Annotated in this window: 25 protein-coding genes and 1 tRNA gene; 11 read left to right on the top strand and 15 right to left on the bottom strand. The window is 69.6% G+C overall.

Going from position 1 to position 25209, the window contains the following annotated elements; genetic code table 11:
• Positions 1-88 precede the first annotated feature (88 nt).
• The gene (gene wblA / locus OG485_RS23790; protein WP_028799159.1) at positions 89-427 is read right to left on the bottom strand and encodes a transcriptional regulator WblA; all 339 of its coding nucleotides are present in this window, start codon (positions 425-427) and stop codon (positions 89-91) included.
• A gap of 405 nt (positions 428-832) precedes the next feature.
• Here wblA and OG485_RS23785 point away from each other — a divergent pair, with 405 nt between their 5' ends.
• Positions 833-3112, top strand: a complete 2280-nt coding sequence (locus tag OG485_RS23785) for a transglycosylase domain-containing protein (RefSeq protein ID WP_328670602.1) — start codon at positions 833-835, stop codon at positions 3110-3112.
• 144 nt (positions 3113-3256) lie between these two features.
• Here the strand turns inward: OG485_RS23785 and OG485_RS23780 are convergent, their stop codons facing one another.
• On the bottom strand, positions 3257-3721 hold the full coding sequence (locus tag OG485_RS23780) for a GatB/YqeY domain-containing protein (RefSeq protein ID WP_328670601.1): 465 nt from the start codon (positions 3719-3721) through the stop codon (positions 3257-3259).
• A gap of 173 nt (positions 3722-3894) precedes the next feature.
• Here OG485_RS23780 and OG485_RS23775 point away from each other — a divergent pair, with 173 nt between their 5' ends.
• From OG485_RS23775 to OG485_RS23765, 3 genes are all read left to right on the top strand, one after another.
• Positions 3895-4821, top strand: a complete 927-nt coding sequence (locus OG485_RS23775) for a metallophosphoesterase (protein WP_328670600.1) — start codon at positions 3895-3897, stop codon at positions 4819-4821.
• A gap of 422 nt (positions 4822-5243) precedes the next feature.
• Positions 5244-6032 (top strand): Pr6Pr family membrane protein, encoded by a 789-nt coding sequence (locus OG485_RS23770; RefSeq protein ID WP_328670599.1) that lies wholly within the window; start codon positions 5244-5246, stop codon positions 6030-6032.
• Positions 6033-6060: 28 nt separating this feature from the next.
• A tRNA-Pro gene (locus OG485_RS23765) sits at positions 6061-6134 on the top strand.
• 294 nt (positions 6135-6428) lie between these two features.
• On the opposite strand, the gene OG485_RS23755 is transcribed toward OG485_RS23765, so the two are convergent.
• Both OG485_RS23755 and OG485_RS23750 read right to left on the bottom strand, forming a co-directional pair.
• Positions 6429-6578, bottom strand: coding sequence for a hypothetical protein (locus OG485_RS23755; protein WP_328670597.1), 150 nt, complete (start codon positions 6576-6578; stop codon positions 6429-6431).
• A gap of 582 nt (positions 6579-7160) precedes the next feature.
• Positions 7161-7370, bottom strand: coding sequence for a helix-turn-helix domain-containing protein (locus tag OG485_RS23750; protein WP_328670596.1), 210 nt, complete (start codon positions 7368-7370; stop codon positions 7161-7163).
• 208 nt (positions 7371-7578) lie between these two features.
• On the opposite strand from OG485_RS23750, the gene OG485_RS23745 reads away from it, so the two are divergent.
• Positions 7579-7719 (top strand): hypothetical protein, encoded by a 141-nt coding sequence (locus tag OG485_RS23745; protein ID WP_328670595.1) that lies wholly within the window; start codon positions 7579-7581, stop codon positions 7717-7719.
• A 251-nt stretch (positions 7720-7970) separates the two neighbouring features.
• On the opposite strand, the gene OG485_RS23735 is transcribed toward OG485_RS23745, so the two are convergent.
• Positions 7971-8249, bottom strand: coding sequence for a hypothetical protein (locus OG485_RS23735; protein WP_328670594.1), 279 nt, complete (start codon positions 8247-8249; stop codon positions 7971-7973).
• A gap of 244 nt (positions 8250-8493) precedes the next feature.
• Positions 8494-9447 (bottom strand): alpha/beta hydrolase, encoded by a 954-nt coding sequence (locus OG485_RS23730; protein ID WP_328670593.1) that lies wholly within the window; start codon positions 9445-9447, stop codon positions 8494-8496.
• 48 nt (positions 9448-9495) lie between these two features.
• On the opposite strand from OG485_RS23730, the gene OG485_RS23725 reads away from it, so the two are divergent.
• Both OG485_RS23725 and OG485_RS23720 read left to right on the top strand, forming a co-directional pair.
• On the top strand, positions 9496-9888 hold the full coding sequence (locus OG485_RS23725; protein ID WP_328670592.1) for a MerR family transcriptional regulator: 393 nt from the start codon (positions 9496-9498) through the stop codon (positions 9886-9888).
• Positions 9889-10358: 470 nt separating this feature from the next.
• Positions 10359-10526, top strand: a complete 168-nt coding sequence (locus OG485_RS23720; protein ID WP_328670591.1) for a hypothetical protein — start codon at positions 10359-10361, stop codon at positions 10524-10526.
• 233 nt (positions 10527-10759) lie between these two features.
• Here the strand turns inward: OG485_RS23720 and OG485_RS23715 are convergent, their stop codons facing one another.
• Complete coding sequence (locus OG485_RS23715; protein WP_328670590.1) at positions 10760-11137, bottom strand: hypothetical protein; 378 nt, start codon at positions 11135-11137, stop codon at positions 10760-10762.
• A gap of 679 nt (positions 11138-11816) precedes the next feature.
• Here OG485_RS23715 and OG485_RS23710 point away from each other — a divergent pair.
• Positions 11817-13763: an NAD-binding protein gene (locus OG485_RS23710; protein ID WP_328674607.1), complete on the top strand. Its 1947-nt coding sequence runs from the start codon at positions 11817-11819 to the stop codon at positions 13761-13763.
• A 310-nt stretch (positions 13764-14073) separates the two neighbouring features.
• On the opposite strand, the gene OG485_RS23705 is transcribed toward OG485_RS23710, so the two are convergent.
• The gene (locus tag OG485_RS23705) at positions 14074-15903 is read right to left on the bottom strand and encodes a S9 family peptidase (protein ID WP_328670589.1); all 1830 of its coding nucleotides are present in this window, start codon (positions 15901-15903) and stop codon (positions 14074-14076) included.
• A 207-nt stretch (positions 15904-16110) separates the two neighbouring features.
• Here OG485_RS23705 and OG485_RS23700 point away from each other — a divergent pair, with 207 nt between their 5' ends.
• Entirely contained in the window at positions 16111-16485 is a 375-nt protein-coding gene (locus OG485_RS23700; RefSeq protein ID WP_328670588.1) for a nuclear transport factor 2 family protein, read from the top strand.
• Between the two features lie 49 nt (positions 16486-16534).
• Positions 16535-17392, top strand: coding sequence for an SURF1 family protein (locus tag OG485_RS23695; protein WP_328670587.1), 858 nt, complete (start codon positions 16535-16537; stop codon positions 17390-17392).
• Between the two features lie 54 nt (positions 17393-17446).
• Here the strand turns inward: OG485_RS23695 and OG485_RS23690 are convergent, their stop codons facing one another.
• The 7 genes from OG485_RS23690 to OG485_RS23660 form a co-directional block, all read right to left on the bottom strand.
• Entirely contained in the window at positions 17447-18580 is a 1134-nt protein-coding gene (locus tag OG485_RS23690) for a hypothetical protein (RefSeq protein WP_328670586.1), read from the bottom strand.
• Positions 18577-19203 (bottom strand): SigE family RNA polymerase sigma factor, encoded by a 627-nt coding sequence (locus OG485_RS23685; RefSeq protein ID WP_326786515.1) that lies wholly within the window; start codon positions 19201-19203, stop codon positions 18577-18579. Before OG485_RS23685 ends, OG485_RS23690 begins: the two co-directional genes overlap by 4 nt.
• Before the next feature lie 571 nt (positions 19204-19774).
• The gene (locus OG485_RS23680) at positions 19775-20836 is read right to left on the bottom strand and encodes an aspartate-semialdehyde dehydrogenase (RefSeq protein ID WP_328670585.1); all 1062 of its coding nucleotides are present in this window, start codon (positions 20834-20836) and stop codon (positions 19775-19777) included.
• On the bottom strand, positions 20833-22125 hold the full coding sequence (locus tag OG485_RS23675; RefSeq protein WP_328670584.1) for an aspartate kinase: 1293 nt from the start codon (positions 22123-22125) through the stop codon (positions 20833-20835). Before OG485_RS23675 ends, OG485_RS23680 begins: the two co-directional genes overlap by 4 nt.
• A 303-nt stretch (positions 22126-22428) precedes the next feature.
• A complete protein-coding gene (locus tag OG485_RS23670) occupies positions 22429-23088 on the bottom strand; it encodes a DUF5063 domain-containing protein (RefSeq protein ID WP_328670583.1) in 660 nt (219 codons plus the stop codon).
• Entirely contained in the window at positions 23081-23680 is a 600-nt protein-coding gene (recR, locus tag OG485_RS23665; protein WP_328670582.1) for a recombination mediator RecR, read from the bottom strand. The genes OG485_RS23670 and recR overlap by 8 nt, the downstream gene beginning before the upstream one ends.
• 111 nt (positions 23681-23791) lie before the next feature.
• Positions 23792-24136: a YbaB/EbfC family nucleoid-associated protein gene (locus tag OG485_RS23660; protein ID WP_326786519.1), complete on the bottom strand. Its 345-nt coding sequence runs from the start codon at positions 24134-24136 to the stop codon at positions 23792-23794.
• Positions 24137-24452: 316 nt separating this feature from the next.
• Here OG485_RS23660 and OG485_RS23655 point away from each other — a divergent pair, with 316 nt between their 5' ends.
• Positions 24453-25196: an SLATT domain-containing protein gene (locus OG485_RS23655; protein ID WP_328450096.1), complete on the top strand. Its 744-nt coding sequence runs from the start codon at positions 24453-24455 to the stop codon at positions 25194-25196.
• Positions 25197-25209: the final 13 nt, after the last annotated feature.

The raw sequence follows: 25209 nt of genomic DNA, 5'->3' as shown, positions 1-25209 counted from the left end.
CCCCCGCGACCACCGAGCGGGCCCGGGAAGGGCCCGCGCGGGCCTGAGGGGCCCGAGAGCGGCGTCCTGGCCGCGCCGGGCGTTCCCCTCACCCCACGGCCGCGTAGCGCTCGTACACCTCTTCCTCGTCGAGGGGCAGCAGACCCGCCCCGCGCTCGTACTCCGTACGCGCGGTCTCGAGCAGGCGACGCCACGAGGTGACGGTCGGCCGCCGGCGCAGCAATGCGCGGCGCTCACGCTCGGTCATGCCACCCCACACGCCGAATTCGACGCGGTTGTCGAGCGCGTCGGCGAGGCACTCCGTGCGAACCGGACATCCGGTGCACACTGCCTTGGCCCTGTTCTGCGCTGCTCCTTGAACGAACAGTTCATCTGGATCGGTAGTGCGGCAGGCCGCCTGCGCACTCCAGTCGGTTACCCAGCCCATACCGGCGCCGTCCTCTCCCGAATCGAGGCTCCCCCACGGCGGCAGCGGCATATTCACCGCCGCCAGTTGAGGACGTTACGGAAGGTGGGCACAGCGCAACACCCCCTTCGGGCCCAATCTTGAATGGCCCGAACGGACTATGCGTAAGCGGCAGATCACCCGGGGGAGTGAGCCGAGGACATGCGCGACCATCCCGGCAAACCAGGACAGTTGGGTCGAGTCGCAGCGGGCACCATGTGACACACAAGGTTGATTCGGACACGCGCTCCACAAGAACGCGGAACCTCCGGAACGATTCGGGGTCGCCGGACGTATTGATACGTGGCCGCACTGCTGTGACAGTTGAGAGCAGCTTAGGCCAAGGCATATACGCGTGTCCGGCGAATGAGAACGTAGGCTGCCCTCATGCCAAAGAAGCGCTCGGGCGGTGGTCTGTCCACTACGCAGCAGGCCGCCAAGTTCCTCGGTGTCAGCGTGCTCGCGGGCGCCGTCATGGCCGGAATCGCGCTGCCCGCCGCGGGCGCGCTCGGTCTGGCGGCCAAGGGCTCGGTCCAGGGGTTCGACGACATTCCGGACAATCTGAAGAGTCCGTCGCTGAGTCAGCGGACCACGATCCTGGACAGCAAGGGCGGGCAGATCGCGACGGTCTACTCGCGCGACCGCACAGTGCTCGACCTCAAGAACATCTCGCCCTACATGCAGAAGGCGATCGTCGCGATCGAGGACTCGCGCTTCTACGAGCACGGCGCGATCGACCTGAAGGGCATCCTCCGCGCGGTCAACCAGAACGCGCAGAACGGCGGGGTGGCCCAGGGTGCCTCCACCCTGACCCAGCAGCTGGTGAAGAACTACTTCGTCGAAGAGGCCGGCGACGACCCGACGAAGGTCGCCCAGGCCACCCAGCAGACCATCGGCCGCAAGATCCGCGAGCTCAAGTACGCGATCCAGCTGGAAGAGAAGCTGGGCAAGAAGAAGATCCTCGAGAACTACCTGAACATCACGTTCTTCGGGGAGCAGGCGTACGGCGTCGAAGCCGCCTCCCAGCGCTACTTCTCCAAGCCCGCCAAGAAACTGAACCTCCAGGAGTCCGCGCTGCTCGCGGGCATCGTCCAGTCGCCGAGCCGGTACGACCCGGTGAACGACGAGGAGGAGGCCCTCAAGCGCCGCAACACCGTGCTGCAGCGCATGGCCGAGGTGCACGACATCTCCCAGGAGCAGGCCGACGCCGCCAAGGCGACGAAGCTCGGGCTGCACGTCAGCCGGCCGAAGAACGGCTGCATCACGGCCGTCAAGGGCGCCGGCTTCTTCTGCAAGTACGTGGAGAAGGTCTTCCTGAGCGACCCGGTCTTCGGCAAGACCAGGGAGGACCGGGCGAAGGTCTGGAACCAGGGCGGCCTGACGATCCGTACGACGCTCGACCCCCAGTCCCAGGCGTCGATCCAGGCGTCGCTGAAGGACCACGTCTACAAGTCCGACAAGGTCGCGGCGGCGGCCACCCTGGTCGAGCCCGGCACCGGGAAGATCCTCGGGATGGGCCAGTCGAAGGCGTTCGGCACCGGAACGAACGAGACCGAGTACAACTACTCGGTCAACTACGACATGGGCGGCTCGAACTTCGGCTTCCCGACCGGTTCGACGTTCAAGCCGTTCGTGGCCGCGGCCGCGCTGGAGCAGGGCCGGCCGTCGACGCAGGAGTACTCCTCGCCGAACTCGATGCCCTACCCCAGCCCGGTGCAGACCTGCGGCAGCAAGCCGTGGACGAACCAGGGGAACGAGAAGGTCCCGAACGAGAGCGAGTCCGAGCAGGGCCCGTATCAGCTGAAGGAGGCGATGGCCAAATCGGTCAACACCTACTTCGTGCAGATGATCTCCGACATCGGCCTGTGCCCGGTCATGAACCAGATCGACAAGCTCGGCGTGGTCCAGGGCAACGGCGACAAGCTCCCCCAGGTGCCCTCCATCGCCCTGGGCGCCAAGGGCATCTCACCGCTCACCATGGCCACGGCCTACGCCGCCTTCGCCTCCCGCGGCATGTACTGCACCCCGGTCGCCATCGAGTCGATCAGCCAGCAGATCGGCGGCCGCGAGAAGTCCCTGGACGTGCCCAAGTCGACCTGCTCGCGTGCCATGTCCGAGACGACCGCGGACACCGTCAACAGCCTGCTGAGCGGCGTGATCGACTCCGGTACGGGCCAGCAGGCCGGTCTCACCGACCGCGCCAACGCCGGTAAGACGGGTACCACCGACGAGCGCAAGAACGCCTGGTTCGTCGGCTACACACCGAACCTGTCCGGCGCGGTCTGGGTCGGCAGCGCCACCCAGCAGGTCCAGATGAGAAACATCAAGATCGGCGGCGTCTGGCACGACAAGGTGTACGGCGGTCAGGTCCCCGGCCCGATCTGGCGGGACCTGATGACGGGCGCTCTCACGGGCAAGGACGCCCCGTCCTTCAACCTGATCAACATTCCCGACCCCGACAGGAACAAGGACAAGGGCCAGGACGACGACAACCGCGGCCGCGGCCGGCACGGCGGCAACGGAAACGGCAACACCACCGACGGCAGCACCATCAGCGGCCAGAGCGACGGCGGAGTGGTGTTCCCGACGCCTTCCTTCTCCTTCCCCGACGGGTTCATCCAGGGCAACACGAACAGCGGCAACGGAGGCGACGGCGGCCAACGCTGACCCGTACGCCGGGAGCAGACGCGCGAACGCCCCGTGGGCCAGGATCGATTCCTGGCCCACGGGGCGTTCGGCGTCAGAGGCTTCGGGTGTCGAGTGTCGCGTGGCGGCGCGACCGGACCCGTACAGGCCCCATCGGCGATGGCGTCAGCCCGCGAGCAACTGCTTCACGACGGCGGCGACGCGGCCGCCCTCGGCCTGCCCGGCCACCTTCGGGTTCACGATCTTCATGACGGCGCCCATCGCGCGCGGCCCCTCGGCGCCGGCCGCCTTGGCCTCCTCGACGGCCTGGGCGACGATCTGCTGAAGCTCCTCGTCGGAAAGCTGCTTGGGCAGATACACCGCGAGGATCTCGCCCTCCGCCCGCTCACGCTCGGCCGACTCGGGACGCCCGCCCTGCGTGAAGGCCTCGGCGGCCTCACGGCGCTTCTTCGCCTCGCGGGCGATCACCTTCTGCACTTCGTCGTCGGAGAGTTCGCGCTTGGTCTTGCCCGCGACCTCCTCATTGGTGATCGCGGAGAGGGTCAGCCGGATCGTCGAGGAGCGGAGCTCGTCGCGCCCCTTGATCGCGGCGTTGAGGTCTTCCTGCAACTTCGACTTGAGCGTGGTCATGCCGTCAAGTGTCGCAGGTGCGGTGATGCGGACGCCTGTTGATTTCGCGGCGCCGCCCCGACCGAGGGCCGGCGGCCTGTCCGGAACCGCCGTCTCCCGCTGTCCCGGACGGGGTTGCCGGGGCTGTCCACAGGCGGTCAAGAGCGCTCACCGGAGTCTGACACGATGGGAGTATGCGCGCGCGATACGGAGTACCCCTGGGAATCACGGCGGTGGGCGCCGCCGGTCTGCTGTACTCGGCGGGGTTCGAGGCCCGTTCCTTCCGCCTGCGGCGGGTGACCGTTCCGGTCCTGCCGCCGGGTATGCGTCCGTTGCGCATTCTCCAGGTCTCGGACATCCACATGGTGAGCGGACAGCGAAAGAAGCAGCGCTGGCTGCGCTCCCTGGCCGGGCTGCGCCCCGACTTCGTGATCAACACCGGGGACAACCTCTCGGACCCGGAGGGCGTGCCCGAGGTGCTGGACGCACTCGGCCCCCTGATGGAGCTGCCCGGCGCCTACGTCTTCGGTTCGAACGACTACTACGGCCCCACACTCCGCAACCCCGCCCGCTACTTGTTCGAGAAGGCGGCGGGCCGTCACGGGCTGAACGGCAACAAGCCGGTCGTGGGAGCCGTCCACAACCCGTGGGAGGACCTGCGCGACGGTTTCGACACCGCGGGCTGGCTGAACCTGACGAACACGCGGGGGACGCTGAAGATCGAGGGCACGGAGATCGAGCTGACCGGCGTCGACGACCCGCACATCAAGCGCGACCGCTACGCCCGCGTGGCCGGCGGCCCGTCCGCGTCCGCCGACTTCTCGATGGGCGTCGTGCACGCCCCGTACCTGCGCAGCCTGGACGCCTTCACGGCCGACGGCTACCCCCTGATCCTGGCCGGCCACACCCACGGCGGCCAGATCTGCCTCCCCTTCTACGGCGCCTTCGTCACCAACTGCGACCTGGACACGGACCGCGTCAAGGGCCTCTCCAGGCATACGGCGGAGGGCCGGACCTCGTACATGCACGTCTCGGCGGGCTGCGGCGCGAGCCGCTACACACCGGTCCGCTTCGCCTGCCCGCCGGAGGCGTCCCTGCTGACGCTGGTGGAGCGGGCGTAGGGGTTCCGGGGACAAGGGGCGAAGGCGGTCGCGGGCTACGGCCGAGGGTCGGCGGCCGGTGGGCGGCAGCCGGTGCCCTGGTCGGGGTCGGGGCGCACCATGGCTGGCCCGGAGCCCGGTCACGTCATGGCCGGGCGGCCCGGGACGGGGACGGATTCCGCCGGCCCGTGAAGACGCGGGCTCGACTGCCACAGACCGAAGACGCCACAGAGTCCCGCTGACACGAACCGTCACCGCAGGGCGCGGCGGACGGCGCCGACGTCGGTGCGGCGACGCCACCGGGCGACATCACCGCAGGACGTCGTCACCGCAGAACGTAGGACGTCACCGCAGGACGTCACCGAACGGCCGCGTAACCCACCCAGTCGACCCATATCGCCCAAATGCCCCGATCCGCTTAGCGTGAGGGCATGATCACCCCTATGCCAAGGGACATACCCGATCTCCCCGCGATACCGGGCATCCTCCCGTCGACCCGCTCCTTCGTCCCCGCGACGGCGGTGGTGGCTCCCTCCCGCCGCCCGGCCGCGGCGGCCTACCGCGTCCTGGTGGCCATCGCGGCGATGGCAGGCGTGGCCATCGAGATGAAGCTGGGCTCCCCGGCCCGGGTGCTGAGCTACTTCACGATCCAGACCAATCTGCTCGTCGCCGTGGTCTTCGCGGCATCCGCCCGCCGGGCCTGGTCGGCACGCAGGCCCCTGCCCGGGGGGCTGACCGGCGGCACGTTGATCTACATCTCGATCACGGGCCTGGTCTATCACCTGATCCTGGCGGACCAGTCGACTCCGTTCTCCATGACGGGTGGCAACGACGCGCTCTCCGGCTGGCACGCGCTCGCCAATCAGCTCCTCCACACGGTCACGCCGATCGCCGTGGTCCTCGACTGGCTGCTGCTGACCCGCCCGACCCCGCTGGCGCTGCGCAACGCGGCGACGTGGCTGATCTACCCCCTCACCTACCTGGCCTTCTGCCTCGCCCGCGGCGCGATGCTGACGCCCGGAACCCCGGCGCGCTACCTCTACCCCTTCGTCGACGTGGACCGGCACGGCTACGGAGGCGTCCTCGGCAACACCGCCATCCTCGGCGTCGCCTTCTACGCCCTGGCCCTCCTCATCGTCGTCCTCGACCACGTGCGCCCAGACCCGGTCCGACGCCGCCTCCGACGCCCAGAAAACCGGATTTCGTCTCAGGCCACCGGTGGGCTAAAGTAAACGACGTCGCCGCGAGAGCAGCGACAATCGGGGTGTAGCGCAGCTTGGCAGCGCGCTTCGTTCGGGACGAAGAGGTCGTGGGTTCAAATCCCGCCACCCCGACGCTGGTCAGAGGCCACATACCAACACTGGTATGTGGCCTCTGTCGTGCTTGGGGACCAAACAGGGGGCCAAGGCTTTGGGTCAAGCCCCGTGGGCCTCTGCCCCTCCATCGTCATCGGCGAAGATCTCGTCCATCGCTTCGGCCCCCTGCGTGATCACCGGCCGGAGCTGCTTCCTGTAAACGGCTTCCGTCGTCGCCTGGCTACTGTGACCGACCAGGAGCGCGATCCGCTCCAACGGGATCCCGTGATCCGAAAGCAGGGACACGAAGCTGTGCCGTAGCTCCCGCGGTGTCTACTCCGGCTCCAGCCCTGCTTTCTTCACGATGGTCTTGAAGTCGCGCCGGACGTTGGCGGCATCAAGCCGTTCACCGCTCCGAGTCGTGAAGACACGGACGGCCGGGCTCCACTCCATCCCCTGGATGCCCGCTCCTGCTTCTGCCACCTCAAGTGTTCTTCGAGGACGTTCTTCCTGGTCCTCGTCTCCCCGTGCTTACGCACCGAGCGCCACACCGCGACGTGCGACGGCGCCCCCTCCAGTGGTGACAGGAAAACGTGATCCCACGTAAGAGGACGCGCTTCGTCGGTGCGAACGCCGCTGAGGAGCGAGACCACGAGATAGGCGTACAACCGTGACGGCCGAGCGGCGACGAGCACGGCCTTTGCCTGCTCCAGGTTCAGAGCCTTGCTCGGACGACCGGGGCGCCCCTCTGGCGCGGTCACGAGTAGGGCGACGTTCCGCGCGGCCTTGTCCCGTCGCTGAGCATGCGCGATGGAGCGGCGCAGGATGGCGAGCAGGTCGCGCAGGCTTCGCGTCGGCCACGGTGTAGTTGGCTGGCGCCTTGACGCCCGTCTGTACCTCCTTCTTCAAATCCCGGATCTTCTGACGGACTTCGGTCTTCGTCTTGCCATATACCTTCGGTCGCCGGCGCTTGCCATTCGGCGTCTCGGTCATGCTGCGTTGTGCCTCCATAGGACAGGGCCGCGCCATGTGGGCGTGGCCCTGTTGCGGTGGGTGGTTGGGAGTTCAGGTGGTGGCTTCTGCCTCGCGCTTGAGGAGTTCGGCGTACTGCTCGATGTACTCAGGCGGTACGAGTCGACGACGACCGATACGAACGGTCTGAAGTCGTCCGAGACGTATCTCCTCGTAGACCATCGAGCGGCCGATCCTGAGAGCCTTGGCGGCCTCTTCGGGCCTGTAGAGGAGTTGTTCGGCAGGTGCAGTGGCGGGGCTCATGCAGTGGTGCCTCCTCGGCAGGGAGTCGTGGGTGGTGACCCCCTTCCTGTCAGGTCCGCTACTTCCCGCTACCTCCGCTACCGCCCTGGTCAGAGGCGTGATCGAGGTAGCGGATAGAGGTACCGGTAGCGGATAAGTCCGCTACCGGTCCGGGCGCGGTGGCCGCAGGCGGTAGCGGACGGAGCAGGTTCGACGCTTGGATGAGGACATGCCGAACAGCGACGACCACGCGAGAACCAGCGCCAGACTGACCACTTACGGCTGCCTGGCTGGGCTGGCACTCGCCCTGATCGCTGTCTTCGGCTTCCCTCTGTGGATCTTCCTGGCGTTCCAGTTCGGCTCCCGCTAGCCCGCCCCAGACCTGGTGGCGCTGGGGCAGGTAGCGGATGAGGCGGTACGGGTAGCGGATAAATCCGGGCTTGCCGCTACCTTTTTCAGGCCTTCGACCTGCGCGGTAGCGGAGGTAGCGGAAGTAGTGGACTCTCAGGGGGCGGGGGCAGTAGCGCTCCCACGCGTCGTGAAGGTCCGCGGCGTAGTAGCCCTTCATCACGTTGCCGCCCGTCTTGATGTTCCGGGCCGCTACCGGGGTGTTGTCCGCGGTCATGTACTCGCGCAGCATCCGCGCGAGCTTTCGGCGTCTTCACCGAGCGCGTGCCCGGACAGGGTGCCTTCGGCCTTGCGCAGGGCGAGGGCGCGCTGGGCGATGGTGTCGGTGGCCGGGTCGTCGAGGTAGGCGGTGCGGACCACGCTCGGCAGGGGGCCGGCACCGGCGAGGTAGCCGTTACCTGCGTCGATCTCCGAGCGGGACGCGGTGGCGCGCACGCCATTCCGGTACGCGCTCGTGCCGAGGATCATGTCGTTCTCGACCTGGCAGGCCACACGCACCCGAGCGGCCGGCGCAGGCCGGAAGCGAGTCGGGCACGCCCCACCAGCGGCGCCAACTTCCCCGCCCGCACGTTCGAACGAAGCCGGCTTCTCCTGCGGCTGGTGATCCGCATGTGGTTTGCTCCGGTCGGCTCAGCTGATAAGCGCTGGTTCGCTTCGGCAGGAGCTCATCCCCGCGCTTCCCGTGCAGACCGGGTGCCTCGAGCAGCAGATCAGAGGGTTTCGGCACCGTCTACCGTCACCGCGTGAACACCGTCGCTAGCGCGAGGGCCGCCTCACGCCGGGCTTTTCCGCTGTCGTCGAACGGGTGGCGGACGAACTCGTGGATCATCCCCGGATACCGGGACACCGTCACCGGGACGCCCGCCTTCTCCAGTCGCCGCCCGTACTCCTCCCCCTCGTCGCGCAGCGCGTCGAACTCGGCGGTGACGATCAGCGCCGGCGGTAGACCGGTCAGGTCGGACGCCAGCAGCGGGGAGACGCGGGGGTCCAGCTTGTCCTGTTTGTTGGTGAGGTAGTTGTCCATGAACCAGTGCTGGGCGGCGCGGCTGACGTTGCCGAATCTCCCTGCGAAGGCCTGGATGCTGTGGTTGGCCCTGCGGAAGTCGACGTCCGGATAGATCAGCAGTTGGAAGACCAGTGCCGGTCCGCCGAGGTCGCGTGCGAGCCGTGCGACGACAGCCGCCAGGTTCCCGCCCGCGCTGTCGCCGCCGACCGCGATCCGTGCAGGGTCTCCTCCGACGTCGCCCGCGTGCTCGGCGACCCAGACCGTGGCGGCGAGGCAGGCCTCGGGTGCGGCGGGGAACTTGTGCTCGGGAGCCAGCGGGTATTCCACCGAGACCACGACACAGGTCGCGCCGTTGGCCAGGCTGCGGCACAGGCCGTCATGGGTGTCCAGGTCGCCCACGACGAAACCGCCGCCGTGGAAGTACACCAGCACAGGGAAGGGGCCGGTGCCGCTGGGAGTGTAGATCCGCACCGGGATCGGACCGGCCTTGGTGACGATCCGTCGGTCCTCGACCGCCGCAATGGGTTCCGGCTCGCCCAGGAGGGCGATCTGCCGACGCCAGCCCTGTCGCGCCTGCTCAGGGGTGAAGGTGTGCAACTCGCCGACGTTCGCGGCGGCCAGGCGGTCCAGGTAGGCCTGGACCTGCGGGTGCGGGAAGCCGAGTGGTGCTGTCGTGTCAGTCATGGGTTTATGCTCCGACTTGAAGCGAAGTTCAAGTCAAGGAGGGGTTTCATGACCCTGCTCGATATTGCCGAGGTGGCCGAACGATCCGGACTGGCGCCGTCGGCGCTGCGCTACTACGAACGCCGGGGCCTCATCGCCTCCGAGGGCCGCAACGGACTGCGCCGCACCTTCCGCTCCGAGGTGCTGGCCCGCCTGTCCCTGGTCGCGTGTGCCCGTGCCTCGGGTTTCACCCTCGCCGAGATCGCCCGGTTCGTGACCGCAACCCCCGACGACACCGAACTGCGCGTCCACTTGGCGGCCAAGGCTGAGCAGTTGGACACCGAGATCGACCGGCTCACTCGTATGCGCGACAGTCTCCGCCACGCCGCCGTCTGCACCCGTTCCCCCCTGGTCGAATGCCCCGACTTCAAGCAGGCCATCTCCGACGACCCGGCCAGCTGACACCAACTCCATGACCATCGCACTGTGGATCGCGCAAGGCTTGCTCGCCGCCTTCTTCCTGGGCTCTGGGGCCACGCTTGTGACACCCGTCGCGACCGGATGTCAGAAAGCACCACAAGACTGACGTCACTGCACGATCCAAGTCGCAACCAATACCGTGCCCCGCCAGCCCAAGAAGACCACGGTCACCAAGCCCTGAAACTACCGCCCGGTTACGTGTTCCCCGGTGTCCGAGCTGGGACTCCGGGGCCGGCACCAGGGGACCCCAGTACAGCCGCATGCCCCTCCCGTGGAATGGGTCCCCGAAACCTGAGACGTGGCGTTCGAACGTGCGGGCGGGGAAGTTGCCGCCGCTGGTGGGGAATCGTTGGTGAGCGCCCCCACCTGCGCATATACGATCCCTGGCCATCCATGCAGACCCCCACTAGAGGTAGCCTTCCAGTCCGATCGATGCCCCCTGGAGGCTCCCCGTGCACGCCACCGTTTTCCTGCTGCGGAGCGCGCTGGGCCTTGGTGCCGGGCTGGTGATCACGTGGGAACTGAACCGCCAGGCTTCGGGACCGGGCTGGAGGAAGCCGCGGGTCTTCGCTGCTGCGGCGGCTGGGCTACTCGCCGCGCTGCTGGCCGCCTACGCCTAGAGGGCGCCGGTCGACGTGCCCCTCCCGTGCCCGTTCTGTCGGGAAACAGCGGGGAGTCACGGGCGCCGGCGGACACCGGGCATGAGAACGGACCCTGACCGATTTGCCTGGTCAGGGTCCGTTTCTGCTGGCGGTGGGGGTGGGATTTGCACCCACGGTGACGTCGCCGCCAGGGCGGCTTTCAATACCGTACGCAGCCCAAAGCGTGCGGATCCGGCGGTAGTTGGGGCCTGTCATCCTCCTGTCACAACAGGAACGACTACTGCTGCGACAGCAGAGAGCAGACCTCCCACAGCCAGGAAGGCGTTGAACTTCTCTTTCGCGGTCGGGAAGACAGCACGGCTCACGTCCCCGGCCTTGCTCCGCAGCACGATCATCTTTAGCTTCTGCCACCGATGTTGGCGGTTTCGGCACCCCATCAGCACGCCGTAGGCATTGTTCCGACAGTAGGTCTTGCCGCCTCGATTGACCGCTCCGCACCAGACCGGTACCCGGAAGGAGGCGTAGGCGAAGACCGCCATGGACAAGACGGCGATGATCGGGAGAGTCCATTGCTGGGTCCACGCGACGATGAGCGCCCCAGCCGCGATGTATCCCCAGTACAGGCTCATGGCTTTCCCCATGAGGACGCGGCGTAACGGCATATGCCCAGGCCGGGCAGCGGCATGAACCAGACAGAATCTCCGTCATGGCGAGTAGGCCCCTCTTGACTACCGCTGCCTCTCACGAAGTGGCCTGGGCCGTCCGAGGCCGCTCAACACCGGCCGATAACGTCCGATGACGACCACTCAGGCGACTGCGACCAGGCACCGGAGCTGCAAGAACGCAGGCTCTCAACGTCCCCGGCAAGGCTCAGGACAAGAAGTAGTAAGCGCCCACGGGCAAGCCCCCTGCTTGCCCGCGACCCCACCTGGCGCATGAGTGCATCCATGGATGGCAAACTCCCGGCTACCCCGAGGATGGACTCTTCAAGAGATCCGCGATGTATCGGGGGACCGAGAGGCTGTCGTCCTGGATCCCGATCGGTCAGTGAAGTGGGTCGCCTTCGCCGGGGCCTACGAGATGTCACGCCCAGAGATCGTTCTCGGGTTCCGCGGCCTGTGTCTCGTGAAACCTGAGTGAGTCATGCTGCGGGAAACCGCAGCACAGGGGCCCCCTCGTCTCTTCCGGGAGGGGCGGCGGCCGTTGTTGCCGGGGCTCCTCTCTGGAACCACCCGTATCCGTACGGCAGTCTTCTCCTTCGTGGGGAATCTTCCGTCTCAGAGCGCGTCGAGCGACGCCGCCGAGCACATGGTGGTGGCCGGTGACGACGCCCTGGCCCAGCGGCTGGCCGCCGAGTTGCGTGGGGTGTACGGCGAGCGGGTGACCCTTGTGGTGCCGCCCGCGCAGGGCGGCGTGCGGCTGCCGGTCGTCGGGCGGGCGCGGGCCACCGCCCTGCTCGACCGGGTGTCCGCGGCGGTCAACCGGGCCTCCGGCAACGGGAACGGGGGAGGGGCCGGGGCCGGGGGAGGCACCGGCGCGGGCGACGAGCCGCCCGGATCCGAGCGGCTCGTGGAGGTCGCCGAGCTCACCGAGCTCACGCTCGCCCACGCGGGTGTCGATCGGGCCACCGCGCTCGCCCTCGTGTACGACGACGACGAGACCAACATCCGTGCCGCCCTCACCGCCCGGCGGCTCAACCCGCGGATCCGGCTGGTTCTGCGGCTCTACAACCGGCGTCTCGGACAGCACATCGAAGCCCTCCTCGACCAGGCCTCGGCCCTGGCCGCCGGGGGCGCCCCGGGGGCGGACGCCTCTCCGGCGGGCGCGAACACCGAGGTCTACGACACCTCCACCACCGTGCTGTCCGACGCCGACACGGCCGCCCCCGCTCTCGCCGCGACCGCCGTGACCGGTACCAGCAAGGTCGTCCAGACCGACGGGCTGATGCTGCGCGCGGTGGAGCGGCCGCCGCCCGGTCCGGGCGAGGTCGCCGATCCGGGGCTGTGCACACTGGCGTTGCTCTCCGCCACGACCAACGACCCCGCCGGCGCCGACGGTTCCGAGAGCAGTGGCGCGCAGGGGCCCCAACTCCTGCCCGACGAAAGGGCGGTGGCCGCCGCCACCGGGCGCGGCACCGTCGTCCTGGAGAACGTGTCGTACTCCGGTCCCGAACTGAACCCCGGACGAGGGGTCGTCCCGTGGTTCGGCTCGCTGCTGTCCCGGAGGCTGCGCTGGTCGTTCGTGGGGCTCGTCTCGTGTGTGGTCGGGCTCGCCGTGGCCTCGATGCTGGTCACCGGGGAGCCCCCGCTCCAGGCGACCTATCTGACGCTGCTCGATCTCTTCGCCATCAACGATCCGGCCATCGGGCAGTCGCTCGGGCGGCAGATCCTCCAACTCTGCTCGGGGCTGGTCGGGTTGCTGCTCCTGCCGGTGCTGCTCGCCGCCGTACTGGAGGCGCTCGGCACCTTCCGCAGCGGGACCGCTCTGCGGAAGCCGCCCCGCGGGCTGTCCGGACATGTGGTGCTGCTCGGGGTCGGCAAGATCGGTACGCGGGTGCTGGCGCGGCTTCGTGAGCTGCGTATCCCCGTGGTGTGCGTGGAGGCCGATCCGGAGGCCCGGGGGCTCGCGCTGGCACGGAGTCTGCGCGTTCCCGTGGTGCTGGGGGACGTCACGCAGGAAGGGGTGCTGGAGGCCGCCAAGATCCACCGTGCGCACGCGCTGCTCGCGTTGACCAGCGCGGACACCATGAACCTGGAGGCCGCGCTCTCCGCCCGCACCCTGAACCCGGACCTGCGCGTCGTACTTCGGCTGTACGACGACGACTTCGCGACCGCGGTCTACCGCACCCTCCGGGCCGCGCATCCCGGCGCGCTCACCCGGAGCCGCAGCGTGTCCCATCTGGCCGCGCCCGCGTTCGCGGGGGCGATGCTGGGGAGACAGATCCTCGGGGCGATTCCCGTCGAGCGGCGGGTGCTGCTGTTCGCCGCGGTGGACGTGGGCGGGCATCCGCAGTTGGAGGAGCGGACGGTGGGTGAGGCGTTCCGGGCGGGGGCCTGGCGCGTGCTCGCGCTGGACACGGCGACTCCCGAGGAGCGCCGGGCGGACCAGGCGTCCGGCGCGCGCGGTCCCCGGCTGGTGTGGGACCTGCCCTCCACCTATGTCCTGCGGCCCGAGGACCGCGTGGTCCTCGCCGCGACGCGGCGGGGCCTGGCGGAACTGCTCGGCCGCCGGCCCCGGCAGCGCGCAGGGGCGTAGACGGGACGGAGACGGGACGGAGACGGGACTGAGCGGGGCTGGGCTGGGCTGGGCTGGGCTGGGCTGCGCGGGCATACGGTCAGGGGCACACACAGTCCAAGGACACGCGGCCGCGAGCACACAGTCCGAGGGCACTCGTCCGTGAGCACACGGTCCGAGGACACGCCGCCGCGAGCACGCAGTCCTCGGGCATGCAGTCAGCAGGCGCTCTCGGGACAGCCCGCACAACCCCGCCCCCGGGACAACCGGCACCACCCCGGTCCCGGGGCCCTCTGTCAGAGCCCCGGGACCCCCGGCGGCACGCCGGGTGTCACCTGACCAGGTGTCGTTCCGCGAAGTCGAGTTCCAGGCGGACCTGCTTGATGCGTTCGTCGACGACCAGGGAGCCGTGGCCCGCGTCGTAGCGGTAGACCTCGTGGACGGCTTCGCGGGCGGCGAGGCGGGTGACGTAGTTGTCGATCTGGCGGATGGGGCAGCGGGGGTCGTTGACACCGGCCGAGATGTACACGGGGACCTTGACCGCGTCGACGTAGGTCAGCGGGGAGGACGCCTCGAAGCGTTCGGGGACCTCCTCCGGGGTGCCGCCGAGGAGCGTGCGGTCCATGGCCTTCAGCGCCTCCATCTCGTCGTGGTACGCCGTGACGTAGTCGGCGACCGGGACGGCGGCGATGCCGAGGGCCCAGGCCTCGGGCTGGGTGCCGACGCCGAGAAGGGTGAGGTAGCCGCCCCAGGAACCGCCCGTGAGGATCAGCCGGTCGGGGTCGGCCAGGCCGGACGTGACCGCCCATTCGCGGACCGCCGCGATGTCCTCCAGCTCGATGAGGCCGACGCGGTGCTTGAGCGCGTCGGTCCACGCGCGGCCGTAGCCGGTGGAGCCGCGGTAGTTGACCCGGACCACCGCGTAGCCGTGGTCGACCCAGGCCGCCGGGCCCGCCGCGAACGAGTCGCTGTCGTGCCAGGTCGGACCGCCGTGGATCTCGAAGACGGTGGGCAGCGGGCCGGTGGTGCCGGCCGGCTTCTGGATCAGGGCGTGGATGCGGCCGCCGGGGCCCTCGACCCAGACGTCCTCCACCGGCACGGATCCCGGGGACTTCTGGCCGGGCGGGTCCAGGACGATCTCGCCGGTCGTCGAACGGACGGCCGAGGGCTCGGCCGCCGACGACCACAGGTACTCCACCGTGCCGTCCGGGCGGGCCGTCGCCCCTGACACCGTGCCGGGCGGGGTCGGGACCCGGGTCAGTTCACCGGAGGCGAGGTCGTAGCGCCACAGGTCGCTGCGCGCCTCGAAGCTGTGGGCGATGAGAAGGGCGGAGCCGTCCGGATACCACTCCGCCGCCACGTCGCCGGGCAGGTCGAGGCCCAGGTCGGTCTGCTCGCCGGTGACCACGTCCCACACCAGGGGTTCCCAGCGGCCGCGCCTCTGGTGCCCGATGAGCAGCCGGCTGTCCCCGTCGACAGGGGCGAAGCCCAGCACCTCGAGGCCCAGCTCGACCGTGCCGCCCTCGGTGTCGTCGAGCTCGGCGACCGCCGAACCGTCCGGGCGCAGCACCCTGAGCGCCGAGTGCATCGCGTCGCCGTGCTCGGTGTGCTCGACGGCGATCAGCGAGCCGTCGTGCGAGAGGTCGCCGACCCCGGCCGACTCGCGGTGCCGGTAGATCTCCACCGTGGCCTCGCCGCCGCGGGCCACATGGATCGTCGATCCGTCGTCGTCCGTCGAGCGGCCCACGACCGCCGTACGCCCGTCGCGGCCGATGGCCAGGCCCGCCGGGTAGGAAGGGTCGAGGCCGGGAACCGCCGGCTCGTCGGCAGCGCCCACGACCAGGGCGGCGCCGAACGGGCGGCGCCGCCAGACGCCGAACTCGTCGCCGTCCTTGTCGTCGAACCACCAGATCCACTCGCCGTCGGGCGAGAGCACCCCGTCCGTCGTGCCGTTCGCCCGGTGGGTGACCTGGCGCTGCTCCCCCGTCGCGCGGTCCCATGCGTACAGCTCGTACGTCCCCGTCGCGTTCGAGACGAACAGGGAACGGTGCGGGGCGTCCTCCGCCCAGTCCGGCAGCGACACCCGCGGTGCCCGGAAGCGCTTCTCCCAGTCGGGCATGTCTGCCTGCTGCGGCTCGATGGACCTGGTGCTCTCAGTCATGGCCCCATAGTGCCTGGCCCGGCCCGCCTCGCGCCGGAGAGGTCCCCGGCCTGTGGACAACCTCGCGGCCCCCGCGTACTCGACAAGCCGACGAACGGCACGCGAAGCCGCCCCGGCGCTCCGGGAACGAGGTCGGGGCCGGTCGTTCCGCAGGGCCGTGTGCGCAGGTCAGGGCCGTTGTCAGTGGCGGGGTGCAGACTTTTTCGCATGACCGATCTACGCAAGGCCGTCGAGAGCTACTGGGCCGCCGCGGACGCCCGGGACTGGGAAGCATTCGCGGAACTGCTCGCCGAGGACGTCGTCTACACCCTGCCGCAGACACGGGAGCGCATCAGCGGCCGGGAGCGGTACGTCGAGTTCAACCGCGAGTATCCGGGCGACTGGCATGTCCAGATCGAGCGCGTCATAGCCGAAACCGGTCAGGCCGTCACCTGGACCCGCGTCACGGTGGGCCTGGAGGAGATGCACGCGATCACGTTCTTCACGGCGGACGCGTCGGGGCGTATCGCCACGGTGACCGATTTCTGGCCCGAGCCGTACGAGCCTCCGGCGGGCCGGGACCATCTTGCCGAGCGGTACTGAGCGGGCCCCACGGGCGAGTCCGGCTCGGGGGCCCCGTACCGTGGACGGCGTGTACCGGTTCCTGCTGACGCCCCGCTGGTGGGGGATCAACGTCTTCGTGCTGTTGGCCATCCCCTTCTGTGTCTTCATGGGGTCGTGGCAGTTGGGGCGGTTCGAGGACCGGGTGCAGGACCACCGGACGGCGGACGCGGCGGCCTCGGCGGCCAAGACGGACCCGGCCCGGCCGCTGGCCTCGATGCTGCCCGTGACCACGCAGACGTCCGGCAGGCAGACCACCGCGAAGGGCCGGTACGACAAGCAGCTGCTGGTGCCGGGCCGGGAACTGGACGGCAGGAGCGGGTACTACGTACTGACCATGCTGCGGGTCGACGGCGGCAAGGCACTGCCCGTCGTCCGGGGCTGGCTGCCCGGTACGGCGGACGCGGCGAAGGCCCCGGCCGCGCCTACCGGCGAGGTCACGGTCACGGGCGCCCTCCAGGCGTCCGAGAGCCCCGGTGCGAACGGTGTCAGCGCGGTCGGCGGGCTTCCCCCGGGGCAGACGGCCGCGATCAGCGCCTCGTCGCTGGTCAACCTCGTGCCGTACACCCCGTACGACGCGTGGATCACGCTCGACAAGGCCGACGCCGGAATGAAGGCGGTGCCTCCGTCCGCGCCGGCGAACACCGGCCTCGATCTCAAGGCGTTCCAGAACCTCGGCTACACCGGAGAGTGGTTCGTCTTCGCGGGCTTCGTCGTCTTCATGTGGTTCCGCCTGCTGCGCCGCGAGGTGGAGTTCGTCCGCGACGCCGAACTGGGACTGCTCCCGGACACCCAGGAGACCTCGGGCACCCCCGAAACCCCGGCCACCCCGGAGAACGGGGCCGAGGAGGCCGGCGTCACCGCGGTCAAGCCGGCGACGAGGGCCTGACAGGGCGGCGTCGCACAAGCGCCGCCGCCCGATGCCGTGCTGGTCACCGGTCCGTCAGGACGAGGCCAGGATCCCCGTGTGATACACCGTGCCCGCGCAGGCGTTGGCCACGGTGACCGATGCCGTCGCGCCACCCGTCGCCGCCGTGCTGGAGACGACGACGCTGCCGTCCAGCGTGCCGTCCTCGACGAGAAGCTGGGGCGAGGTGCCGGACACCGCGGAGTCGGTGGTCGTGCCGCCGGTTTCGCCGGTGCCCTGCGTCGGGGTCGGGTCCGGTGTGGGCTCCGCCGCGGTCGGGCACGTCGACGAGGGCACCCAGGCGAACTTCACCACGTACGAGGTGCCCGGCTGGAGCACCAGGGAGATGACCTCCGTGGAAGGGTCGGGCAGCCCGGTGGCCGCGTCGCCCCCCACATGCGTCGCCACGCGGACGTTGGCGCCGTCCGCCGCGCCCTGGACGAGTGTGCTGACCGTGCCGGCGCCGGTGACCGTGCAGGCGGAGGCGGAGACGTTCGAGACGGTGAAGGAGCCGTAGACCGCGCCGGTGGCGTCCGGTGCCGCGGCCGTGCCGGAAGCCCCGCCGAGCTGGTCAGCGGTGCACGTGAGGGCGGCCGGGGCGGAGGCCGAGGGACCGGTGCCGCCCGTGCCGACGCCGCCCGCGTTCTTGTCCTTGTCGCCCGGTGACTGGGTCTTGCCGCTGTCGCCGTCGCCCGCGGACGTGCCGGCCGAGCCGCCCGTGTCCTTTCCGGAGTTGCCACCCGAGCTCTTGCCCTGACTCACGCCGCCCTGGGCCTGTGAGCTGTTGGCCGCGATGGACGGGTCGGGGTTCGACCCCGAGGAGTTGGAGACGTGGACGAACGCCGGGATCGCCGTGCCCATGAAGAGCGCCGCCGCCGCCATGCCGACCACGGCCTGCCGCTTGCGGGCGCGCCGCGCCGGTACCGCCCGGCGCAGATGGTCCAGGGTGCCGCCGGACGGTTCGATCTCCTGAACGGCCTGGTGCAACAGCCGGCGCAGTGCCAGTTCGTCGCTGCCGAGCCCTTCGGTTCCCGGTCCGTCCATGTCCGGTGTTCCGGGCTGTTCGTCGGGGCCGTGGTTCACATTTCCGTTCCCAGCGTGCGATTGCTTGTGCTCGTGGTCCGGGCGCCCCTTGTCCTCGGGGTGCCGCCGGTCGTCGTGCTCGCTCATGCCGAAGCTCCCATGGCGACGCGGAGCGCGGCGATGCCCCGCGAGCCGTACGCCTTCACCGAACCCAGGGAGACACCGAGCGTCTCGGCGACCTGGGCCTCGGTCATGTCCGCGAAGTAGCGCAGCACCAGGACCTCGCGCTGGCGCCGCTGGAGTCCCTTCATCGCCTTGATCAGGGCGTCGCGCTCCAACTGGTCGTACGCGCCTTCCTCGGCGCTCGCCATGTCGGGCATCGGCTTCGAGAGGAGCTTGAGGCCGAGGATGCGCCGGCGCAGGGCCGAACGCGACAGGTTGACGACGGTCTGACGCAGATAGGCGAGCGTCTTCTCGGGGTCCCGGACGCGTTTGCGCGCCGAGTGCACCCGGATGAAGGCCTCCTGGACGACGTCCTCGCAGGAGGCCGTGTCGTCGAGGAGGAGCGCCGCGAGACCGAGGAGGGACCGGTAGTGCGCCCGGTAGGTCTCGGTCAGATGGTCGACGGTCGTGCCCGCCGCCAGGCTGTCCTCGGCGCCGTCACGCTGACTGGGGATGCGGGCGGGCCGCGCTGAGGGCATGGGCGCGATCACCGGCATGCCGCCGGGCGCGCCGGGGCTGCGGAGTCGGCGGGGTGGACGCAGGGCCATGCCCCTTGTCTGGACCGCGGTGAATTCGAGTACCTCTGCCACGCCAGTTGGACACACGTCCCCCCAGGAGGGTTGTACGCGAACGTCATCGCATTCGTGTCGTGTGCCACATCCGCCGGAGTCACGCCCTTCGGAACGCCGCCCGGACCCCCCGCCGTCACACGGACCCGCGCGCGCGGCAGTGCACCAGATGTCCTCATGCGTAACAGCTCTTCCCCTGTGCCCAATGCTCTGCCGCCCCCCGGACGCCCCTGAATGGCGACGGCGAAGACGCTCACCGTCCCGCGCACGGTTGCGGCGGGGCGGTAGCAAAATCTTCGAACGCCGATACGGGTCCGTTCAAGTGGTCAGGACCATTAAGTTGATCACTGGACCGACAGGAATCTTACAAAACCGCCCTCCGCTGGGCACCGGGTTTACGGCCGGAAGGCGCCGGGAGCGCAGAACCTGCGGATCTTACAACCCCGACGGAGAACCGGATCCAGAGGGTCCGGATGAGACACCGGCTCCGGATGGGACACCGGGGCCTGATGGGACATCGCGTCCTGACGATCCACCGGGTCCTGACGGTCTACGAGGCCCTGCCGATCTCCGCCGCCACCAGCTCGGCGATCTGAGCCGTGTTCAGGGCGGCGCCCTTGCGCAGGTTGTCCCCGCACACGAACAGTTCGAGGGCCGTCGGGTCGTCCAGTGCCCGGCGGACCCGGCCCACCCAGGTCGGGTCGGTGCCCACCACGTCGGCGGGCGTGGGGAACTCGCCGGCGGCCGGGTTGTCGAAGAGCACGACGCCGGGCGCGGTGTCCAGGATCTCCCGGGCCTTGTCGACGGTCACCTCGTCCTGGAAGCGGGCGTGCACCGTCAGGGAGTGCGTGGTGACGACGGGAACGCGGACGCAGGTCACGGCGACCTTCAGCCGGGGCAGCCCGAGGATCTTGCGGGTCTCGTCGCGGACCTTCATCTCCTCCGAGGACCAGCCGTCCTCGGCGAGCGACCCGGCCCACGGCACCACGTTCAGGGCGACCGGCTCCGGGAACGGACCCGTGTCGTCGCCCACGGCCCGGCGTACGTCACCGGGGCTGTTCCCCAGTTCCGTGCCCGCGACGAGGGACATCTGCCGGCGCAGGGTGTCGACACCCGCGCGGCCCGCACCGCTGACCGCCTGGTACGAGGAGACGACGAGTTCACGCAGTCCGAACTCGGCGTGCAGGGCACCCAGCGCCACGATCATGGACAGGGTCGTGCAGTTCGGGTTGGAGACGATCCCGCGCGGGCGCACCCGCGCGGCGTGCGGGTTCACCTCGGGGACGACCAGGGGCACTTCCGGGTCCATCCGGAAGGCGCCGGAGTTGTCGACGACGACCGCGCCCTTGGCGGCGGCGATCGGCGCCCACTGGGCGGCCACCTCGTCCGGGACGTCGAACATGGCGATGTCGACCCCGTCGAAGGCGTCCTCCGACAGAGCCGTCACCTCGACCTCCACACCGCGCACGGCCAGCTTGCGGCCGGCCGAGCGCGGCGAGGCGATCAGTCGGATCTCACCCCAGATGTCCGCGTGCTGGGACAGGATCTGGAGCATGACCGTGCCGACGGCCCCGGTCGCTCCCACGACCGCGAGCGTCGGTCGTCGGGTCATCGCCCGGTGCCTCCGTAGACGACGGCCTCGTCGCTGTCGGAGTCGAGCCCGAAGGCGGTGTGCACGGCGCGTACGGCCTCGTTGACGTCGTCGGCGCGGGTGACCACGGAGATACGGATCTCGGAGGTCGAGATCAGCTCGATGTTGACCCCGGCGTCGGTGAGCGCCTCGAAGAAGCCGGCCGTGACACCCGGGTTCGTCTTCATGCCGGCGCCGACGAGCGAGATCTTGCCGATCTGGTCGTCGTAGCGCAGGGACTCGAAGCCGATCACGCTCTTCGCCTTCTCCAGGGCGTCGATGGCCTTGCGGCCCTCGGTCTTGGGGAGGGTGAAGGAGATGTCCGTCAGGCCCGTGGTCGCCGCCGACACGTTCTGCACGATCATGTCGATGTTGATCTCGGCGTTGGCGATGGCGCGGAAGATCGCGGCGGCCTCGCCCGGCTTGTCCGGGACGCCGACGACCGTGACCTTGGCCTCGGAGGTGTCGTGAGCGACACCGGAAATGATGGCCTGCTCCACCTTCTGGTCCCCTTGCTGCTGTGTCTTTCGAACGAGCGGTGCGCTGCTGACCCAGGTGCCCTGAAGTCCGCTGAAGGACGAGCGCACGTGGATCGGGATGTCGTAGCGGCGGGCGTACTCCACACAGCGGTGGAGCAGCACCTTCGAGCCGGAGGCGGCGAGCTCCAGCATGTCCTCGAAGGCGATCCAGTCGATCTTCTTCGCCTTCTTCACCACGCGCGGGTCGGCGGTGAACACGCCGTCCACGTCGGTGTAGATCTCGCACACCTCGGCGTCGAGCGCCGCGGCCAGCGCGACGGCCGTGGTGTCGGACCCGCCGCGGCCCAGCGTGGTGATGTCCTTCTTGTCCTGCGAGACGCCCTGGAAGCCGGCGACGATGGCGATGTTGCCCTCGTCGAGCGCCGTACGGATACGGCCCGGGGTGACATCGATGATCCGGGCTTTGTTGTGGACCGAGTCGGTGATGACGCCTGCCTGGCTGCCGGTGAAGCTCTGGGCGCTGTGGCCCAGGTTTTTGATCGCCATCGCCAGCAGGGCCATGGAGATCCGCTCTCCGGCGGTCAGCAGCATGTCGAACTCCCGGCCGCTGGGCATCGGAGATACCTTCTCGGCGAGATCGATCAGCTCGTCCGTCGTGTCGCCCATCGCGGAAACGACCACGACCACCTGGTGGCCGTTCTTCTTCGCTTCCACGATCCGCTTGGCGACGCGCTTGATGCCCTCGGCATCGGCTACGGAGGAACCTCCGTACTTCTGCACGACAAGGCCCACGTGCGCTCCTCGCTCAGTCCGTCTCTGCACCGCACTACTGCGGTCGGCTCAGTCTAACGAGCGGCCGGATTTCCCTTCCGGGGTATCGCATCGTGAGATGTCCCGCTCACGACGTGATCACTCCGGGCTGTCAGGTCGGTAAGGGAGATCCGGCCGCTCCGAGACGGCACCTGCCCGTGCCGGAGCCCCGCCACTCCGAACGTGCCCCAGGTCACACCACGGACGGTCGGGACGCGGCCGTCGGCACGGCGGGCCCTCTCCCGCGCCCGTCGGCACGGCGGGCCCCCGCCGGAGCGCGGTCGGTCACTTGACCGTGCGCAGGCCCAGCGGCCCGGCGATCTCCTCCGCCATCACCTTGCCCGCCTCTTCCGCGAGGACCTCCTCGCCGAGGTCCTGGTCGGTGTCCAGGCCGTCGAGCTCCTCCAGGGGCTGGTTCAGCCGGACGTGGGCCACCACGGACTGGAGCGCGCGCAGGGCCGCGGAGGCGGTGGAACCCCAGTTGGAGAAGTAGGAGAACTGCCACCACCACAGGGCCTCCGTGGTGCGGCCCGCGCGGTAGTGCGCCATGCCGTGGCGCAGGTCGGCCATGACGTCGGCCAGGTCGTCGGAGATACGGGCCGGGACGGGTGCCTTGCGGGGCTCGTAGGGGTCGAAGACCTCGGAGTAGACGTCGATCGGTTCGAGCATCACCGCGAGACGCTCACGGATTTCGTCCACATCCGCTTCCGGGCCGAGGTCCGGCTCGTAGCGCTCGTCGGGGACGATGTCCTCGTGCGCGCCGAGACGGCCGCCGGCCAGGAGGAGCTGGGAGACCTCCAGGAGGAGGAAGGGCACGGCCGAGTCCGGCTCGTCGCCCTTGGCCACCTCGGTGACGGCGACCAGGAAGCTCTCCACCTGGTCCGCGATCTGGACCACGAAGTCGTCGGGGTCCGGGCTGGTCGCGTGCAGCGTGGCGTCAGACATCTAGAAGTCGTCTCCCCTCGAAGGCGCGGCCGAGCGTGACCTCGTCCGCGTATTCCAGGTCGCCGCCCACCGGGAGGCCGCTGGCCAGGCGGGTGACCTTGAGGCCCATGGGCTTGATCATGCGGGCGAGATACGTGGCCGTGGCCTCGCCCTCCAGGTTCGGGTCCGTGGCCAGGATGAGCTCGGTGACCGCTCCGTCGGCGAGACGGGTCAGGAGTTCCCTGATCCGCAGGTCGTCCGGGCCGACGCCCTCGATCGGGCTGATCGCGCCGCCGAGCACGTGGTACTTGCCCCGGAACTCACGCGTCCGCTCGACCGCGACGACGTCCTTCGGCTCCTCCACCACACAGATCACCGAGAGGTCGCGGCGCGGGTCGCGGCAGATGTTGCACAGCTCCTCCTGCGCCACGTTGCCGCAGGTCGCGCAGAAGCGGACCTTCGCCTTGACCTCCATCAGGCACTGCGCGAGCCGGCGGACGTCCGTCGGCTCCGCCTGCAGGATGTGGAAGGCGATCCGCTGCGCGCTCTTGGGACCGACGCCGGGGAGCCGCCCCAGTTCGTCGATGAGGTCCTGAACAACGCCTTCGTACAACGGACTGCCTTTCCGAGTGCTCCGGTACCGCCTGGTCCCGTCCTGCTGTTCTTCCCGCTGATCTTCCTGCTGTTTCTTCCTGGTGCGTACGGTAGTTGGATGCCGCCGGTCTTAGAAGGGCAGACCGGGGATGCCGCTGCCGCCGCCGAGCCCCTGGGTGAGCGGGCCGAGCGTCTGCTGCTGGAGCGCCTGCGCGTTCTCGTTCGCCGCCTGGACGGCCGCGACGATCAGGTCGGCGAGTGTCTCGGTGTCCTCGGGGTCGACCGCCTTCGGGTCGATCACCAGGGCGCGGAGCTCTCCTGAGCCCGTCACGGTCGCCTTCACCAGGCCGCCGCCCGCCTGGCCCCCGACCTCGGTCCGCGCCAGCTCCTCCTGCGCGTTCGCAAGGTCCTGCTGCATCTTCTGGGCCTGCTGCAACAACTGCTGCATATTGGGCTGGCCACCACCGGGAATCACGATCAGCTCCTGGTTCGAGTACGGCTGTCCGAGCGTTTTCTCCTGTCCAGCATGAGCCTACGTGGTCGACGGGCCCGTCGCCCAAGCACTCTTTCGAGTGACATCACAGCGGCGCCTATACCTGATCAAGGCCCACTTCCGGGCGGAAAAGCCGGTAAAGCCGGTCCATCGCCACCCATTGAGCGGTAGGAAGGGGGCCGCGCATTCGCACCACGCGTCACACGACGTCACGCGCTGTCGGTGCCGTCGCCGTCGTCACGGTCGTCAGCGTCGTCCCCATCACCGTCGTCAACTGTCGTCAACTAGGGAGTGCCGGGTGAGTCAGCCGGAGATGCAGCCGGAGGGGCCGCTCCAGGACGGGCGGAGCGAGGGCGCGGCGGGGCTGCGGCCGGGGGACCTGACCGGTCGGCCGTTTCCGCTCGGCGACTGGGGGGAGCCCGCCGAACGGCTCCACGAGCTCTACCGCTGGGTGGAGCAGGGGGCGCTCGACACGGCCGCCTGGTATCTCTCCGACCGCGTGTGGAAGCGACGGACGGCGCGGGTGCTGCGGTCCGGCGCGACGCTGGGGGCCGTCGCCGGGGCCGCGCTGCCGCTGCTCGACCTCACCGGAGCGGTGCGGGGGGCGGCTCCGTGGGGCTATCTGGCGCTGCTGCTCGCGGTCTCCTGTGTCGCCGTCGACCGGTTCTTCGGTGTGACCTCCGGATGGATAAGGGACGTGGCCACCGCGCAGGCCGTGCAACGGCGACTCCAGGCACTTCAGTTCGACTGGGCCTCCGAGAGCGTCCGGGAGGTCCTCGGACCCGCCGACGGAACGGCCAGCGAGGCGGCCGACCGGTGCATCGGGGTGCTGCGGAGGTTCTCGGAGGACATCACGGAACTGGTGCGCACCGAGACGGCGGACTGGATGGTGGAGTTCCGCACGGGACCGGCGCCACTGGGGATCCAGTCGTCGTCGGCGGGAGCGCCCCGGCCCGAGGGACCGCCGCTGAACGGGCGCACCCCGCTGCCGCCGGGCACCCGCCCGAACATGCCCCGCCAGCGCCCGCCCGAGCCCCGTTAGCGGCCGGCGCCAC

It is taken from the genome of Streptomyces sp. NBC_00328 (genome assembly GCF_036139655.1).
In the GTDB taxonomy this organism is placed as follows: domain Bacteria; phylum Actinomycetota; class Actinomycetes; order Streptomycetales; family Streptomycetaceae; genus Streptomyces.
Note: the sequence above shows the minus strand (reverse complement) of the source record. Positions and strands in the feature narration are given on the sequence as shown.